Origin of the sequence: Cognatazoarcus halotolerans, from assembly GCF_009800965.1 — a bacterium.
In the GTDB taxonomy this organism is placed as follows: Bacteria; Pseudomonadota; Gammaproteobacteria; order Burkholderiales; family Rhodocyclaceae; genus Cognatazoarcus; species Cognatazoarcus halotolerans.
In genome coordinates, this window is the sequence record NZ_WUAF01000001.1 from 1 (window position 1) to 15,435 (window position 15,435).

General features: G+C 60.1%; 15 protein-coding genes. 6 read left to right on the top strand and 9 right to left on the bottom strand.

Going from position 1 to position 15,435, the window contains the following annotated elements; all coding sequences use genetic code 11:
* Nucleotides 1-214: 214 nt before the first annotated feature.
* Entirely contained in the window at nucleotides 215-1,423 is a 1,209-nt protein-coding gene (tyrS, locus tag GQB03_RS00005) for a tyrosine--tRNA ligase (protein WP_159682457.1), read from the bottom strand.
* 79 nt (nucleotides 1,424-1,502) lie between these two features.
* On the opposite strand from tyrS, the gene GQB03_RS00010 reads away from it, so the two are divergent.
* A complete protein-coding gene (locus GQB03_RS00010) occupies nucleotides 1,503-2,837 on the top strand; it encodes a M23 family metallopeptidase (RefSeq protein WP_159682460.1) in 1,335 nt (444 codons plus the stop codon).
* 70 nt (nucleotides 2,838-2,907) lie between these two features.
* Here the strand turns inward: GQB03_RS00010 and erpA are convergent, their stop codons facing one another.
* The 3 genes from erpA to rplM form a co-directional block, all read right to left on the bottom strand.
* Nucleotides 2,908-3,258, bottom strand: a complete 351-nt coding sequence (gene erpA / locus GQB03_RS00015) for an iron-sulfur cluster insertion protein ErpA (RefSeq protein ID WP_159682463.1) — start codon at nucleotides 3,256-3,258, stop codon at nucleotides 2,908-2,910.
* Nucleotides 3,259-3,536: 278 nt separating this feature from the next.
* Complete coding sequence (gene rpsI / locus GQB03_RS00020; RefSeq protein ID WP_159682467.1) at nucleotides 3,537-3,929, bottom strand: 30S ribosomal protein S9; 393 nt, start codon at nucleotides 3,927-3,929, stop codon at nucleotides 3,537-3,539.
* A 12-nt stretch (nucleotides 3,930-3,941) separates the two neighbouring features.
* The gene (rplM, locus tag GQB03_RS00025) at nucleotides 3,942-4,370 is read right to left on the bottom strand and encodes a 50S ribosomal protein L13 (protein ID WP_159682471.1); all 429 of its coding nucleotides are present in this window, start codon (nucleotides 4,368-4,370) and stop codon (nucleotides 3,942-3,944) included.
* Between the two features lie 481 nt (nucleotides 4,371-4,851).
* Between rplM and GQB03_RS00030 the strand changes: the two genes are divergently transcribed.
* On the top strand, nucleotides 4,852-5,298 hold the full coding sequence (locus GQB03_RS00030) for an OsmC family protein (protein ID WP_159683988.1): 447 nt from the start codon (nucleotides 4,852-4,854) through the stop codon (nucleotides 5,296-5,298).
* A gap of 9 nt (nucleotides 5,299-5,307) precedes the next feature.
* Here GQB03_RS00030 and coq7 read toward each other — a convergent pair whose 3' ends face one another.
* The 4 genes from coq7 to GQB03_RS00050 all read right to left on the bottom strand — a co-directional run bounded on the left by coq7 (nucleotide 5,308) and on the right by GQB03_RS00050 (nucleotide 7,869).
* Nucleotides 5,308-5,928, bottom strand: coding sequence for a 2-polyprenyl-3-methyl-6-methoxy-1,4-benzoquinone monooxygenase (gene coq7 / locus GQB03_RS00035; protein ID WP_159682475.1), 621 nt, complete (start codon nucleotides 5,926-5,928; stop codon nucleotides 5,308-5,310).
* 16 nt (nucleotides 5,929-5,944) lie between these two features.
* Nucleotides 5,945-6,451 (bottom strand): CNP1-like family protein, encoded by a 507-nt coding sequence (locus GQB03_RS00040; RefSeq protein WP_159682478.1) that lies wholly within the window; start codon nucleotides 6,449-6,451, stop codon nucleotides 5,945-5,947.
* Nucleotides 6,452-6,637: 186 nt separating this feature from the next.
* Entirely contained in the window at nucleotides 6,638-7,231 is a 594-nt protein-coding gene (locus GQB03_RS00045) for a CBS domain-containing protein (protein WP_200832051.1), read from the bottom strand.
* Between the two features lie 113 nt (nucleotides 7,232-7,344).
* The gene (locus GQB03_RS00050) at nucleotides 7,345-7,869 is read right to left on the bottom strand and encodes an RNA pyrophosphohydrolase (protein WP_159682481.1); all 525 of its coding nucleotides are present in this window, start codon (nucleotides 7,867-7,869) and stop codon (nucleotides 7,345-7,347) included.
* Between the two features lie 138 nt (nucleotides 7,870-8,007).
* Between GQB03_RS00050 and GQB03_RS00055 the strand changes: the two genes are divergently transcribed.
* Genes GQB03_RS00055 through GQB03_RS00065 form a run of 3 tightly spaced genes read left to right on the top strand, consistent with a single transcriptional unit; the run spans nucleotide 8,008 to nucleotide 11,216 of the window.
* Nucleotides 8,008-9,759: a proline--tRNA ligase gene (locus GQB03_RS00055; protein WP_159682485.1), complete on the top strand. Its 1,752-nt coding sequence runs from the start codon at nucleotides 8,008-8,010 to the stop codon at nucleotides 9,757-9,759.
* Between the two features lie 26 nt (nucleotides 9,760-9,785).
* Nucleotides 9,786-10,430, top strand: coding sequence for a lytic transglycosylase domain-containing protein (locus GQB03_RS00060; protein ID WP_407644524.1), 645 nt, complete (start codon nucleotides 9,786-9,788; stop codon nucleotides 10,428-10,430).
* Nucleotides 10,431-10,445: 15 nt separating this feature from the next.
* Nucleotides 10,446-11,216 (top strand): hypothetical protein, encoded by a 771-nt coding sequence (locus GQB03_RS00065; protein WP_159682492.1) that lies wholly within the window; start codon nucleotides 10,446-10,448, stop codon nucleotides 11,214-11,216.
* 15 nt (nucleotides 11,217-11,231) lie between these two features.
* On the opposite strand, the gene GQB03_RS00070 is transcribed toward GQB03_RS00065, so the two are convergent.
* Nucleotides 11,232-11,690, bottom strand: coding sequence for an Lrp/AsnC family transcriptional regulator (locus GQB03_RS00070; protein WP_159682495.1), 459 nt, complete (start codon nucleotides 11,688-11,690; stop codon nucleotides 11,232-11,234).
* 158 nt (nucleotides 11,691-11,848) lie between these two features.
* Here GQB03_RS00070 and GQB03_RS00075 point away from each other — a divergent pair, with 158 nt between their 5' ends.
* Nucleotides 11,849-15,427: an indolepyruvate ferredoxin oxidoreductase family protein gene (locus tag GQB03_RS00075; RefSeq protein WP_159682498.1), complete on the top strand. Its 3,579-nt coding sequence runs from the start codon at nucleotides 11,849-11,851 to the stop codon at nucleotides 15,425-15,427.
* Nucleotides 15,428-15,435: the final 8 nt, after the last annotated feature.

The following is a 15,435-nucleotide window of genomic DNA, read 5'->3' on the forward strand; positions in this document are numbered from 1 at the left end:
GCTTGTCAATACATCCAGCGAATTATTTTTAACAACCCGCCGCATCCATCAACCCCTCATCGCCCCGCAAAACCCCGCCAAGCAACGAGAGCGGCGAATTATACACACCAAATCTAGACCGTCAACAAGATAAAACACTGCACATAGCCATCATCTTAAAATCGCCCCGATCTCCGTCAAGAGACTTGGCAGGTGCAGAGTCATCCACTTCCGGTTAAATCAGTGCTTTTAGGACCACGCGAGCGAACTTTCGTTTTCCCACCTGCAACACAAGGGCCTCACCGTGGGTCAGCGACAGCCCCTTGTCCGTTATCCGCTCGCCGTTCAGCCTGACTCCACCCTGCTCGATCATGCGCAGCGCTTCAGACGTACTACCTGTGAGCCCCGCCTGCTTCAATACTTGGGGCAGCGACAAGCCTAGCTCATCGACCACAAATTCAAACTCCGGCATCTTGTCAGGCATAGCGCCCTTCTGAAAGCGCGCCAGAAAATCGCGAATCGCATCGTCTGCTGCAGCAGCTCCATGAAATCTGGCCACCAATTCCTGGGCGAGAAGAATCTTGGCGTCGCGGGGATTTGCACCTTCGCGCGCCCCCCTACGCAACCCGTTGATGTGCTCGCTTGACCGGAAAGAGAGCAGCTCGTAATAGCGCCACATCAAATCGTCAGAGATCGACATGACCTTGCCAAAAATCTCGAAGGGGGGCTCATTTATGCCGATGTAGTTGCCCAAAGACTTTGACATCTTGTTGACCCCGTCCAGCCCTTCGAGAAGCGGCATCATCAACACACATTGCGGTTTTTGCCCCTGATGCTTCTGCAATTCGCGCCCCATCAACAGATTGAACCGCTGGTCCGTCCCGCCCAGCTCTACATCCGCTCTCATGGCAACCGAATCGTAGCCTTGACAAAGTGGGTACAGAAATTCATGTATGGCGATTGGCTGGCCACCTGCGTAACGTTTGGCGAAGTCATCCCGCTCCAACATCCTTGCTACGGTCTGCTGCGCAGCAAGCCGGATCATGCCCGCCGCCCCCACACTTTCCATCCAAACCGAGTTGAAGCAAATCTCAGTACGCTCGGAATCAAGGACCTTGAAGATCTGCTCTTGGTAAGTACGTGCATTCTCGAGGATCTGCTCGCGAGTCAGCGGTGGGCGCGTAGCGTTCTTCCCCGAGGGGTCGCCAATCAGGCCAGTGAAATCGCCAATCAGGAACATCACATGGTGCCCAAGCTCCTGAAAATGCCGAAGCTTGTTAATCAGCACAGTATGGCCGAGATGAAGATCCGGCGCAGTTGGGTCAAAGCCCGCCTTAACTCGTAGCGGCCTGCCCGATGCAAGCTTCTCCAACATCTCGGACTCGAGCAACAGCTCCTCTGAACCACGCTTGATGAGACTCAGCGCGTCGGCGAATTCGGTCATCCCAAAATTTCTCCACACAGGTTTTGTTTGATCGGCCTGCTTTGATAGACTTCACCAAGTTTTGCGCCATGGAAATGCAATGCCGACAGCCAAGCCCAGAATCTTAGCCGATAACCCGGAAATGCCTACGCGTCTTCACCTGCCTCGAAAACTGATGTTTATAGGCCCCATCGCGGCAACGCTTTCCTTGGGCGTCATGACTGCGCTGGCAACGGCACCTGGACAACACCTTGGCGACATCTCGGTTCGCGAGGTTGTGGAGAATCTTGCAGTAAACACAAATGCCCCCCTTCCCCTGGATGACGATGCATTTGTGCGCCTCGTTCGGATCCGCTCTGGCGACAGCATTTCGTCCCTTCTGGAACGGCTTGGCGCTTCAGATGACGAGATTCGGAAGACCATTACCGGATCGGAGGAAGGCCAGGCTGCAGTCAGGGGAATGCGAGCCGGCGAACCCGTCACCGCGACAGTTACTTCGAGCGGTCGAATCCTGTCGCTCGATATTCTTATGAATGCCGGAGCTGAGCGTTACAGCGTAATCAGGGACGGAAATCTCGTCCGCGAATCGGTGCAGCAGCGGAGCACGGACACGGCCATTCAGGTGCGCGGAGGTACGATCCAGAGTTCGCTCTTCGCCGCAACCGATGAGGCAGGCCTTTCGGATGATGTCGCGATGAAGCTCGCCGAGCTCTTTGGAACTGAGATTGATTTTCACACTGATCTACGCAAGGGGGACAAATTCAGCGTGGTCTTCGAGTCGGTGACCGAAAGCGGCGTCGAGATTTCGACGGGGCAGATACTGGCAGCCGAATTCATCAACAAGGGAAAGCGCTACGCCGTCGTGCTTTTCCGGGAAAAGGGCGGCCGCGAAAGCTACTACACGCCGGATGGCAGAAGCCTGCGTCAGGCGTTCTTGAGATCCCCGCTTGAATTTTCGCGTGTAACGTCTGGCTTTGCCATGCGCTTTCATCCCATAAGAAAAATGTGGCGACAGCACAAAGGCGTAGATTTCGGCGCCCCGACAGGTACCGCGGTTAAAGCCACATCCGACGGCACCGTCGAATTTGTCGGCGAACAGCGTGGTTACGGCAACGTTATCAAACTTCGTCATCGCAACGATATTTCGACGCTATACGCCCATCTCAACGGATTCGCAAAAGGCCTACGCAAGGGAGAAAGCGTCGAACAAGGTGAAATCATTGGCTACGTTGGCCAGACTGGTTGGGCAACCGGTCCGCACCTGCATTACGAATTCCGGGCCAGCGACGAGCCGCTGGACCCAATGTCCGCCGACCTTCCAACAGCCCAACCGCTTTCGAAAGAAGAAATGGCACGCTTCGACGCTCAAGTGTCGCCAAGCTTGGCCCGCCTTGCAACTCTCAACAGAGCCACTGCCCTCGTTTCAAACAAATAGACACGGATCTACGTCTTAAATGGAAAAAGGGCCGAAAGGCCCTTTTTCCATTTAAGACGTAGCGAAAAACTCACGCCGAGAACGACGAACCACAACCACAGGTTGTCGTTGCATTGGGATTTCTGATAACGAACTGCGCTCCCTCAAGGCCCTCGGAATAGTCAATCTCGGCACCAACCAGATATTGATAACTCATCGAGTCGATGAGAAGCATCACACCGTTCTTTTCCATGGTGGTGTCGTCTTCGTTAGTCACCTCATCGAACGTGAAGCCATACTGGAAGCCCGAACAGCCTCCACCGCTCACGAAGACCCTGAGCTTGAGCTCGGGATTTCCTTCTTCTTCAATCAACTCCTTGACCTTGTTTGCCGCACTGTCCGTAAAGACGAGCGGGGCCGGCATGTCTGCAGCTGTATTCATGATTTCTCCTGATGCCAATCCAGCCGACTGGCTGGCGCCCCACCCGACGGCGAAGCAAAAAATAATGACGCAAGAGCCACAACGGCAATTGAGCGGACTAGATACATTGCCGCATTCGCAGCATCAACTCATGGTGCAATCATAGCCCGGATCCGACGAGGCTGCAGCATGGCTCACAACACTACGACATTCGGGGCAACATTCGGTCGACGAAACAAAAACGCCCCGCAAAGCGGGGCATTCTTGTCCAGCCGGGAAAGCATCCCGACAACCGGACATCAGCGCTTCGAGAATTGCTTGCGGCGACGAGCTTTACGGAAGCCAACTTTCTTGCGCTCGACTTCACGGGCGTCGCGAGATACGAACCCCGCTTTCTTAAGCATGCCCTTCAGCTCAAGATCATAGTCGATCAGAGCCCGCGTGATGCCGTGACGAACAGCACCGGCCTGGCCGGACTCACCACCGCCAATTACGTTGACCATCACATCGAAGGTTGCCTCGTGATTGGTCAGAGCGAGCGGTTGACGAACCACCATACGTCCCGTTTCACGCGAGAAAAACTCGTCGAGCGGCTTGCCATTCACAACGATGTTGCCCGAGCCCTGCTTGATAAAGACACGAGCAACCGCAGTCTTGCGGCGACCCGTACCATAGTTGTAAGTCACAGCCATCGATAGCTCCTGTTAGATCTCGAGAACTTTGGGCTGCTGGGCAGCGTGCGGATGCTGAGTGCCTGCATAGCACTTCATCTTCTTCAGCATCGCGTAACCAAGGGGGCCCTTCGGCAGCATGCCCTTGACGGCTTTCTCGAGAACACGAGCCGGAAAACGCTGCTGCAGCTTCGTAAAGTTGGTTTCATAGATACCGCCAGGATACCCGGTGTGACGGTAGTACTTCTTGTCCTGAGCCTTGGCACCAGTAACGCGGATCTTCTCTACGTTCACCACGACAATATAGTCCCCGGTATCCACATGGGGGGTGTATTCAGGCTTGTGCTTGCCACGAAGGCGTCGTGCAACCTCGGCAGCAAGCCGACCAAGGACTTTATCCGCCGCATCAACGACGAACCAGTCGCGCTTGACCTCGTGCGGCTTGGCAGAAAACGTTTTCATCTCGTTCCTCGAACTTGACTGGCCTAGGGTGACGGCCTCTGAACAGAAAGCGGGCGATACTACGAGAAATTGACCTACATTGTCAATCGGGATTCGCCAAAATCCCTGCATGCAAAAAAAACGCGGCTCGGGAAGAGCCGCGCTAAATCCACACCAAAGGAGGAGGGTGGAGGAGACACAGGATGGATCGAACAACGGATCCGGTTGCATCCGATTATCAAGAAAGCCCTCGCCAATGGCAAATGGTTTTTGTGCGCCGCAGCAAAATTGTTTCTATCGACGAATCAATCTCTGCAATGAACTTCACGTGGGGGCACGTTCCAGACACGCGGACTCAATCACGCCTTACCCGAAAAACGGGGCAAGATGCCATCACCTCAAAACCGCTAAACTCTGCTGCTCGAATCGGGGCAACCTCACCGACCCGCTCCAGATCGCAACGCGCGCGCCTTCGGGTTTCGGAAACGTAACGGAGAATCAGATGGATTGCACAGTCAAGTGGCTAGATGGAATGGCATTTATCGCCGAGACGGGTACTGGCCACCTTGTCACAATGGACGGGGCTCCAGAAGCCGGCGGACGCAATCTTGCGCCACGTCCCATGGAATTGCTGTTGGCGGGAGCCGGGGGGTGCTCGGCCTTCGATGTAGTATTGATTCTGAAACGCGCTAGACAGGCAGTCACCGGTTGCGAAGTCCGCCTCGACGCCGAACGAGCGGATGCAGACCCCAAGGTGTTCACGCGCATCACCTTTCACTACACCGTCTCGGGCCACAATCTCAAACCGGAGGTGGTCAAACGTGCAATCGATCTTTCCGCAGAAAAGTACTGTTCGGCTTCGATCATGCTCAGCAAAACGGCCGAGATGTTGCACGAATGGACAATCGTCGAGACCGGTCCGCAAGCGGCAATCGAGTCAACCGACTGATCCCTTTCACTAAACCCAGTATGCGGTCCGGGTCATCACGGCGGACGCCGCACGCATGAGCTGCCTCACGGGCGTCGGCAGCTCATGGGCACCAAGCTTGACCGCCGTTTCGGCATGCGCAACCTCATCACGCTGCATCTGATCGAGAATCGCCCGTGACTTTTTGTCGTCTGGTGACAGGCGCTCCAGATGCCCCTTGAGGTGAGCTTCGACCTGTCGCTCCGTTTCGGCCAAAAACCCGAGGCTCCAGCCATCCCCCATTTTCCCGGCCAAGGCTCCCAGACCAAATGACCCGGCGTACCACAGGGGATTAAGCAGACTTTTGCGGCCTCCAAGCTCGGCAATCCGCTGCTCCGTCCATGCAAGGTGCTCCGTTTCCTCTGCTGCTGCCCCTTCCAGAGCCTTTCTCGTGCTCGGATCGCGCGAAGTCAGCGCCTGCCCCTGATACAGCGCCTGCGCACACACTTCACCACAGTGATTCACCCTCATGAGCGAGGCCGCGTCCTTCCTTGACCTTTCATCAAGGTCTGTCTCCGGAAAGTCTCGCCCTGGCACCGGGCGTATCGTCCGCGCGCTAGCAAAAACGGTCCTGAGTGCCTTGTCGAATTCGACAATCGCCCGATCAATCATGACGCCCGACCTCCGTTTAATAACGACTCATGCTGCGCCTGAGCTTGGTCAGGATCTCGGGCACGCTTCTCACTTGTATACCGTTGTCGCAGATATACTCTTTCGCAAGTGCAGCGCGGGCGCGGTTCAGGTTGCTCTCCTCGATCAGACGCCACGCCGAAGCCCTGACCGGGATCCATTGCCCACTCCGAGAAGCCGTTGCGTACATTTTCCACTCGGCCGATTGACAGCGGATTCCCTCGAAAGTGGCCGTTTCAGCACCAGACGACGAACGAACCACCATCGTATAGCGCGTGACGCCATCGTCCCCAATGGCAAGGGTGTGCCGGTCCAGGTAAAAGTCGTTGTTGGTAACTGCGCTCACGTAAAAAGGCTCAAACGCCGTCTTGTCGGGAGGAGGCGGCAAGGTAAACGTACCCTCGACCCACGGCGCAGGCGGCTCAAAGTCGTTTTCGACCACCGCATTAGCGGAACAGCAAAACATGCACAACGACAACACTGCCAAGCGCGAAGCTGATTTCAAAACGGCACTCCCGACTCCCACCCGCCAACCGCGGCGGCAACACCTTTGACGCATAACAACATTCCGCCACGCGTACGCCCACAATGAGCGAACAATGGAATGGCTCTACACCCTGAAAAAGCACACATTACAAGCCCCAGGGGTCCGGCACCGGGCCGCCGAAGCATAGCCAGCACAACGGACCAATCAGGTATGTAACGCGGCCTCGATCTCAGCAAAAGTTCTTGCGACCTCGGTCGTCTGAACCGGAATCCCCAATTGCCGGGCAATCTGGGATGAGGAAAAAATCCCCCTCACCAGAACGTTCGAGGCTCTATCCCGCTCGACAACCAGCATATGCTGTCGTCCACAATGGCGAAGGGTAGCTACCACATCGCCAACGACGGCCTTCATCACCTCGGTCAAGGTCACCGCCTGAACAGCCGAGATCGGCGTCATGGCATCTCGGACCGTCAGATCCTGCATCCTGACCCCACGTTGATTGCAGAGCTGAAGTGGGCGTTCGCCAAGCAGATCGGATGCGGTGATGAGACCTATCATGCTGCGTGCTCGGTCCACCACCAGCAGTGACCGCACTGCCCTGAGGACCATGATTCTCTGAGCGTCGGCCAAGCCGGTATCCGGATCGACCGTCGCCGCCGCGACCTGGCGCAGATCCGTCATGACGTCCACTGCCGGCGAGCTTGCCGTGACAGGCCCAACCCTGCTTGCATCCACGATCGCGCAAGACTCGCCATTGATTCCGACGAGCGCCATTGGCATATTGCTTTGGTGTCCCATGCGTCCCTCCTTCCTGTCTGGATAGTGGAGCGGAACGGGTGCCCTCCCGCCACCGCTTCAGGGAAAAACCGCCGCGACCTGCTGACCGGTGCTCAATCGACAAGTATCAGACTCTAACCACCAACGCTCGCGCTGCGGTACTCCTTCGGAAACTCACGGCACCGCTCGCGAAACACGATCCGAGCAAGCTCGGTCAGCGCCATTTGGTAAACCTGCCGCTTGAACTCTATTACTGCTTCCAGCGGAACCCAGTATTCACTCCACCGCCAAGCGTCGAATTCGGGATGGCTGCTTGCGCGCAAACACACGTCGTTGTCGCGACCCACGAGCCTGAGCAGATACCATATCTGCTTCTGCCCCCGATACGTATTGCGCCACTCGCGCTTGATCCAGTTTTTTGGAACGTCGTATCGCAACCAGCCACGCGTACGCCCAAGAATCTTCACATGCTCCGGGCGCAGTCCGACTTCCTCGAAAAGCTCCCGGTACATGGCTTGCTCGGGAGACTCCCCGTGCTTGATTCCGCCCTGCGGGAACTGCCAGGAATGCTCGCGAATGCGTTTGCCCCAGAACACCTCGTTGCGCGCGTTAACCAGAATGATGCCGACGTTCGGGCGATAGCCTTCACGGTCGAGCATGGTTAAACCTTCAAAATCATGAACTGAGAACGATTCTTTCACACTTCAGGTTGAATTGAAAGGCGCCGCCAATGCGGCCGAAGCCCAGCAAACACGCTAGAATCGGGCGCTTCGACAACGTCCCTTGCGATTCCCCAGATGCGCGCCTCCAAGTTTTTCGTTTCGACCCTCAAGGAAGCCCCCTCCGACGCCGAGGTAACCAGCCAGAAGCTGATGCTGAGAGCCGGCATGATCCGGAAAGTTGCAGCAGGCATATACAGCTACATGCCGATCGGCCTGCGGTCCATTCGCAAGGTCGAAGGGATCATTCGCGAGGAAATGAACCGCGCCGGCGCTATGGAACTCACGATGCCGATGATTCAGCCTGCAGAGCTGTGGCAGGAGACCGGCCGCTGGGAGAAGATGGGGCCAGAATTACTGCGCCTCAAGGACCGCCACGACCGCGATTTCGCGATGCAGCCCACGTCGGAGGAGGTCGTCACCGACATCGCTCGCCAGGAACTAAAGAGTTATCGCCAACTGCCGAAGAACTTCTATCAGATCCAGACCAAATTCCGCGACGAGCGCCGGCCAAGGTTCGGCATCATGCGCGGACGCGAGTTCACGATGAAGGACGCCTACTCCTTCGACCGCAGCGAAGAAGCCGCTGGTCGAAGCTACGACACCATGTACGCTGCCTACATGCGCATCTTCGACCGGCTCGGGCTCGAATATCGTGCGGTGGCGGCCGATACCGGCGCAATCGGTGGCGACCGCTCGCACGAATTCCAGGTAATCGCCGACACCGGCGAGGACGCCATCGTTTACTGCCCGGATTCGGACTACGCAGCGAACATCGAACTCGCAGAAGCCGTCTCACTGCTGCCCTCGCGTGCATCGGCGGCCATGTCACTCGAGAAGACACCGACGCCGGGCAAGGCGACCTGCGCGGAAGTTGCCGAACTCCTCGGGGTTCCCCTCGATACCACAGTGAAGTCGCTGGTCCTTGCCACGGACGAAGTGGACGCAACCGGCACCCCGGTAGGCAGCACGGTCTGGTTGCTGCTGGTGCGTGGCGACCACGCGCTCAACGAAGTAAAGGCGGGCAAACTCGAACCTCTGAAAGGCGGCTTCCGCTTTGCCACCGAGGCCGAGATCGTCGAGCACTTCGGCTGCAGGCCGGGCTACCTCGGCCCGATCGGACTCGCAAAGCCGGTCAAGGTGATCGCAGACAGAACGGTTGCCGCCATGGCCGACTTCATATGCGGCGCGAACGCCGAGAACTTCCACTTCACCGGTGCGAACTGGGGCCGCGACATGCCCGAGCCCGACTTCGTCGCCGACATCCGCAACGTGGTCGAGGGTGACCCCTCCCCGGACGGCCAGGGGCCGCTGGCAATCCAGCGAGGCATCGAGGTGGGCCATGTCTTCTATCTTGGCACCAAATACTCGAAAGCCATGAACGCCACTTTCCTGGACGAGGACGGTCGTCCCAAGCACTTCGAGATGGGTTGCTACGGGATTGGCGTAACCCGCATTCTCGGCGCGGCGATCGAGCAGAACAATGACGCGCGCGGCATCATCTGGCCGGCGGCGATCGCGCCCTTCGAAGTGGTCATCTGCCCGGTCGGCTGGAGCAAATCGGAAGCTGTCCGCGAAGAGGCAAACCGAATCTACACGGCCTTGCTGGATGCCGGCGTGGACGTCATTCTCGACGATCGCGACGAGCGCCCCGGGGTGATGTTTGCCGACTGGGAGCTGATTGGCGTCCCCCATCGCGTGACGGTGGGCGATCGCGGCCTCAAGGAAGGCCTTGTCGAATACCAAGGGCGCCGTGATGCGGAGGCGGTGAAGCTGCCGATCGCCGAAATCGTCTCGTCGATCGTTACCCGCCTCGGGGCACTCGTGTAATGCAGACACGGCGGGCAAGCAGCGATTTGCGCACCATTCGACGCGGCCTGTGCTGCCTCGGCGCGGCGCTGGCGCTGCTGCTTGCCGGACAAGCCCACGCGGGCAACCAGCAATACGAACCACTCGCCGCGAGTGTCCAGGCGGCACTGCAAGCCGCGGTAAGCGATGCCGCCTCACCCGAGCCGATCTTCGCCAGCGAAGCTGAAAAGCAACGCTGGATCGGAGAAATGTCGGCACGCCTCGCACGCCGCATTCCCAACGAGGATTACAGGATCGATCTCCTCAAGACCGTGCATTATGAAGCGACCCGCGCGGGGCTCGATCCGCAGCTGGTGCTGGGCCTCGTGCAGGTCGAGAGCAACTTCAGGAAATATGCGGTGTCGAGCGCCGGCGCGCGCGGCTTCATGCAGGTCATGCCGTTCTGGACCAAGCTGCTCGGCCGGCCAGACGACAACCTGTTTCACCTGCGCACAAACCTGCGCTACGGCTGCACCATCCTGCGCCACTATCTGGACGTGGAAAAGGGCAACCTGTTCCGCGCCCTCGGCCGCTACAACGGCAGCCTCGGCAAAGCCGAATACCCCAACCTGGTGCGTGCCGCCTGGGAAAGAAGCTGGTCTTGGCAGCCTCAACGGCTGGCCGCCGGCGAGACCCGCCAGCGAACCAACTGAACGCGCCTTGGCGACGTGTTCCGCAACCTGCGCGTCCTGCTGCTGCTTTTCATTCTTGCGACCGTCGCGGTCAATGCCTGGCGAGCGCGCGCCACGGTCTCTGGCTGGCAACGCTCCCTGATCGTCGGCATCTACCCGATCAACGGCGACGGCAGTCCTGTCAGCGATGCCTACCTCACGCGCCTCGAACGGGATCGATTCAAGCCGATCGAAACCTACCTTGCAGCTCAAGCCAGAACATATGGGGTGGCGGAGCTCCGGCCGGTGATGATCAGCCTTGCCAGGCCGCGTTCGACAAGGCCACCGCAACCGCCCGCGGGTGGTAGCGCGATGGACGCGATCCTGTGGAGTCTGCAGATGCGCTACTGGGCTTGGCGCAACGACGACATCGCCGGCCCCAACCCGGACATCCGGATCTTCGTTCTTTTCCACGATCCGCAGGCATATCCATCGCTGAGCCATTCCGTCGGGCTCGAAAAAGGGATGATCGGGCTGGTCAACGCTTTTGCCAGTCGTGGCGAGGACGGTGGCAACATGGTAATCATCGCGCACGAACTGATGCACACCCTCGGCGCGACCGACAAATACGACCCGACCACCCTGCAGCCGCGCTTCCCCGGCGGCTACGCGGATCCGCACCAGGAACCCTTGTTGCCGCAGCATCGCGCCGAAATAATGGGCGGCCGCATCCCTGTGAGCCACAGCGAAGCAGCGATCCCGCGCTCGCTCGATAAAACGCTCGTCGGCCCCGCGACAGCCACCGAAATCGGCTGGAAACATCGCTGAACGGACCGCCCGCCGCTAGTCGATCGGCAGTACCGTGTCGTACTTTATCTCCCGCAGGACCACCGCCGTTCGAACACTCGCCACGCCCGGAATGCCGAAGATGCGCTTCTGCAGGAAAGCGTCATAGGCCTTCATGTCCGGCACCACCACCTTAAGGATGTAATCCGCGTCACCCGTGGTCGAATAGCACTCGATCACTTCAGGGTGCGCGAGTACCGCGCGCTCGAACTCCTCCACGGTCTGCCCTGCGTGGCGCTGCAGGGTGACATGGGCAAGCAGACACTCCTTGAGTCCGAGCGCTTCGCGATCGAGAAGCACCGTGTAGCGCCGGATCAGACCCGCCTTTTCGATCTCCTTGAGCCTGCGCCAGCACGGCGTGGACGACATTCCGACCTGATTCGCCAACTCCTGAACCGACAGGCGTGAATCCCTCTGCAGCTCAGCCAGCATGCGTCTGGAGACGCGATCAAGCATAAACCAACTCCAATGGCAAAAATATCTAGAACGTTCATTCTCAATAATCGCCAATCAAGAGTAAACAAGAAACCTCTGGACCACTGCGCTCCCCTAAGCTTCGGATATCAGAACAAACAAGTGGCGGCACCCCGACCGCCCCGACGGAGACAACAACAATGCCGACCCCGGACCAACGTGCGGCCGAGTCCCTGCGACCTGAAAAGATTCTGCCCCGCGCCGACTACAAGCTCGCCGACAATCTCGACGCCAGCCGCGGCGTGGTATTTCTCACCGGCATCCAGGCACTGGTACGCCTTCCCTTGATGCAGGCACGGCTCGACGCCCTGCGCGGACTGAACACCGCGGGTTTCATCAGCGGCTATCGCGGCTCTCCGCTGGGCGGCTATGACCAAGGCCTGTGGAAGGCACGCTCGCAGCTCTCCGAAGCAAAGATCGAATTTCTTCCGGCCATCAATGAAGAGCTCGGCGGCACGGCCGTACTCGGTAGTCAGCAGGTGGAATCCGACCCCGAGCGCACCGTCGATGGCGTGTTCGCGATCTGGTACGGCAAGGGGCCAGGCGTCGACCGCGCCGGCGATGCCCTCAAGCACGGCAACGCCTACGGTTCCTCACCACACGGCGGCGTGCTGGTGGTAGCAGGTGACGATCACGGTTGCGTTTCCTCGTCCATGCCGCATCAGAGCGACCTCACCATGCAGGCCTGGAGCATGCCAGTGCTGCACCCGGGAAGCGTCGCCGAATACCTCGAATTCGGCCTCTACGGTTGGGCACTGTCGCGGTTCTCGGGCAACTGGGTCGGATTCAAGGCGATATCGGAAGTCGTAGAGAGCGGCATGACGGTCGATCTCGACCAGGTCAGGGTCGACTTCCCGCCCCCGGACACTTTCGATGGGCCCGCGGACGGCTTGCACTACCGCTGGCCCGACCTGCCGAGCCTCGCGCTCGAGCAACGCCTGGCCCGCAAGCTCGATGCAGTGCGCGCCTTCGCCCGCAGCAACAGCATCGACCGCTGGATCGCACCTTCGCCGGGTGCCGATCTCGGGATCATCACCTGCGGCAAGGCCCATTACGACTTTCTCGAGGTGCTGCGCCGCCTCGAGCTCGATCTCGACGAGCTGGAAGCCGCGGGGATACGCGTCTACAAGGTAGGGCTGGTGTTTCCGCTCGAACCCAGCCGTATCGAAACCTTCGTCGATGGTCTCACCGAAATACTGGTCATCGAAGAAAAAGGAGCGGTGATCGAACGCCAGCTCAAGGAGCTGCTGTTCAACCGCGCCGGCCCGCGTCCTCGCGTCATCGGCAAGACCGACGCAAACGGACGCCCGCTGCTCTCGGCACTGGGCGAACTGCGCCCCTCGCGGATCATGCCGGTGTTCGCCAACTGGCTGGCCGGCCACAAACCCGCGCTGGATCGCCGCGCGCATGTCTGCGACTTCACCGCACCCGAGGTACTGTCCAACGCAGGCGACGCGGTTCGACGGCTGCCCTACTTCTGCTCGGGGTGCCCCCACAACACCTCGACCAAGGTGCCGGAAGGCTCCATTGCACAGGCGGGCATCGGCTGTCACTTCATGGCCTCATGGATGGACCGCGCCACCACCGGTCTCATCCAAATGGGCGGCGAAGGCGTCGACTGGTCCGCCCACGGGCGCTTCACGCGCCGCAAGCACGTCTTCCAGAATCTCGGCGACGGCACCTACTTCCACTCGGGCATCCTCGCCATCCGCCAGGCAATCGCGGCACGCGCCAACATCACCTACAAGATCCTGTACAACGATGCGGTCGCGATGACCGGCGGCCAGCCGGTCGACGGCGTGATAGGTGTCGAGCGGATTGCCAGGCAGGTCGAGGCCGAAGGTGTCGAGCGCCTCGCCGTGGTGTCCGACGAACCCGAAAAGTACAAGGGTCAGGGAGGACTCTTCCCCCCGGGCACAAGCTTCCACCACCGCAGCGAACTGGATCAGGTGCAGCGCATGATGCGCGAGATCGCGGGTGTTACCTGCCTGATCTACGACCAGACCTGTGCCGCGGAAAAGCGCCGCCGCCGCAAGAAAAAGGCCTTTCCCGATCCGGACCGCCGCATCTTCATCAATGCTGCGGTCTGCGAAGGCTGCGGCGATTGCGGGGACGCCTCCAACTGCCTGTCGGTGCTGCCGCTGGAAACGCCCCTCGGCCGCAAGCGGCAGATCGAGCAATCCTCCTGCAACAAGGATTACGCCTGTGTTCAGGGCTTCTGCCCGAGCTTCGTCTCGGTCGCCGGCGCAACGCTGAAGAAGCGGGTCGGCAAGCTCGATCGCCAGCGCCTAGACGAACTCATCACACACCTGCCGCTGCCGTCCGTGCATCTGGACGAGGCCCCGTACGACATGCTCATCACCGGCGTCGGCGGCACCGGTGTGGTCACCGTGGGCGCACTGGTCAGCATGGCCGCGCACCTCGACGGCATGGCGAGCTCGCAGCTCGACTTCATGGGCTTCGCCCAGAAAGGCGGCGCGGTGCTGGCCTTCATTCGCTGGGCCAAGCGACCGGAACTGCTCAACCAGGTCCGCATCGACACCCAGCAGGCGGACCTCCTGCTGGCCTGCGACCTTGTAGTAGGCGCATCCGCCGATGCCCTGCAGACCGTACGCCACGGCCGCACCCGCATCGTCTCGAGCGAGCACCAGAACCCCACCGACAAGTTCGTTCGCGATCCCGACGCAAACCTCCACGCCGACGCACTGCTCGAGAAGATGCGCTTTGCCGCCGGCAGCGAGGCCATGGAATCGATCGACGCCTACGACCTTTCGCTACGCCTGCTCGGTGACTCGATCGGCGCCAACATCCTGCTGCTGGGCTACGCCTGGCAGCGTGGCCTGGTCCCGGTGTCCTTGCCCGCCATCGAACGCGCCATCGAACTCAACGGCGTCGCCGTGGAAATGAACCGCATGGCCTTCCACCTCGGCCGCCTGACCGCGGAAAGACCGGACGATGTGCTCGAACTGGCCGACGAACCGACCGCCAAGACGATGAGCCTCGACGCCCTGGTGGCCCACCGCGAAGCGCACCTCACCGCCTACCAGGACGCGGCCTACGCGGCCCGCTACCGCAAGCTGGTCGACATGACCCGGGATGCCGAGCGCCGCCTCGTTGGCGATGGCGCGGCGCTTGCGCTCACAGAAGCGGTGGCCTTCGGCTACGCCAAGTTGCTTGCCTACAAGGATGAATACGAAGTCGCCCGCCTGTTCACCGACGGGCGCTTTGCCGAGCAGCTGCGCGAAACCTTCGACGGGGCGCTGCGCCTCAGCTTCCACATGGCGCCACCACTGCTCGCGCGGGCCGACGCCTCGGGCCGGACGCGCAAGATCACGCTCGGCCCCTGGCTGATGTCGGCGATGAAGCTGCTCGCCAAGGCCAAAGGCCTGCGCGGGAGTCGCTTCGACCTCTTCGGTCGCACTGCCGAGCGGCGCATGGAGCGCGAACTCGCCGAGGCCTACCCGCGGCTGATCACCGCGCTGCTCGGCAAGCTCGACCGCGAAAGCCTGGCAGACGCCATTGCGCTTGCCGACCTGCCACGCTCACTGCGCGGCTACGGCCACGTGAAGCACGCCGCCCTGCACAAGGTGGCCGCACGGGAGAGCCGACTGGTCGGCCGCTTCGCCATCGAGCCCGTCTTCGCCAAGGCGCTGGAAAGGCTCCCGCCCCTCGCCCAGAATCAGGCCTTCAAGGGAATCTCGGTAGTCACCGGAAAATAAGCGAAGCC

Bases quoted from the DNA above. Each gene is read 5' to 3' on its own strand.
- GQB03_RS00070 (WP_159682495.1), bottom strand. From the start codon at position 11,690: ATGCTTGATCGCGTCTCCAGACGCATGCTGGCTGAGCTGCAGAGGGAT.
- GQB03_RS00045 (WP_200832051.1), bottom strand. From the start codon at position 7,231: ATGGGACACCAAAGCAATATGCCAATGGCGCTCGTCGGAATCAATGGC.
- GQB03_RS00075 (WP_159682498.1), top strand. From the start codon at position 11,849: ATGCCGACCCCGGACCAACGTGCGGCCGAGTCCCTGCGACCTGAAAAG.
- GQB03_RS00010 (WP_159682460.1), top strand. From the start codon at position 1,503: ATGCCGACAGCCAAGCCCAGAATCTTAGCCGATAACCCGGAAATGCCT.
- coq7 (WP_159682475.1), bottom strand. From the start codon at position 5,928: ATGATTGATCGGGCGATTGTCGAATTCGACAAGGCACTCAGGACCGTT.
- rplM (WP_159682471.1), bottom strand. From the start codon at position 4,370: ATGAAAACGTTTTCTGCCAAGCCGCACGAGGTCAAGCGCGACTGGTTC.
- GQB03_RS00055 (WP_159682485.1), top strand. From the start codon at position 8,008: ATGCGCGCCTCCAAGTTTTTCGTTTCGACCCTCAAGGAAGCCCCCTCC.
- erpA (WP_159682463.1), bottom strand. From the start codon at position 3,258: ATGAATACAGCTGCAGACATGCCGGCCCCGCTCGTCTTTACGGACAGT.
- GQB03_RS00050 (WP_159682481.1), bottom strand. From the start codon at position 7,869: ATGCTCGACCGTGAAGGCTATCGCCCGAACGTCGGCATCATTCTGGTT.
- GQB03_RS00030 (WP_159683988.1), top strand. From the start codon at position 4,852: ATGGATTGCACAGTCAAGTGGCTAGATGGAATGGCATTTATCGCCGAG.
- rpsI (WP_159682467.1), bottom strand. From the start codon at position 3,929: ATGGCTGTGACTTACAACTATGGTACGGGTCGCCGCAAGACTGCGGTT.
- tyrS (WP_159682457.1), bottom strand. From the start codon at position 1,423: ATGACCGAATTCGCCGACGCGCTGAGTCTCATCAAGCGTGGTTCAGAG.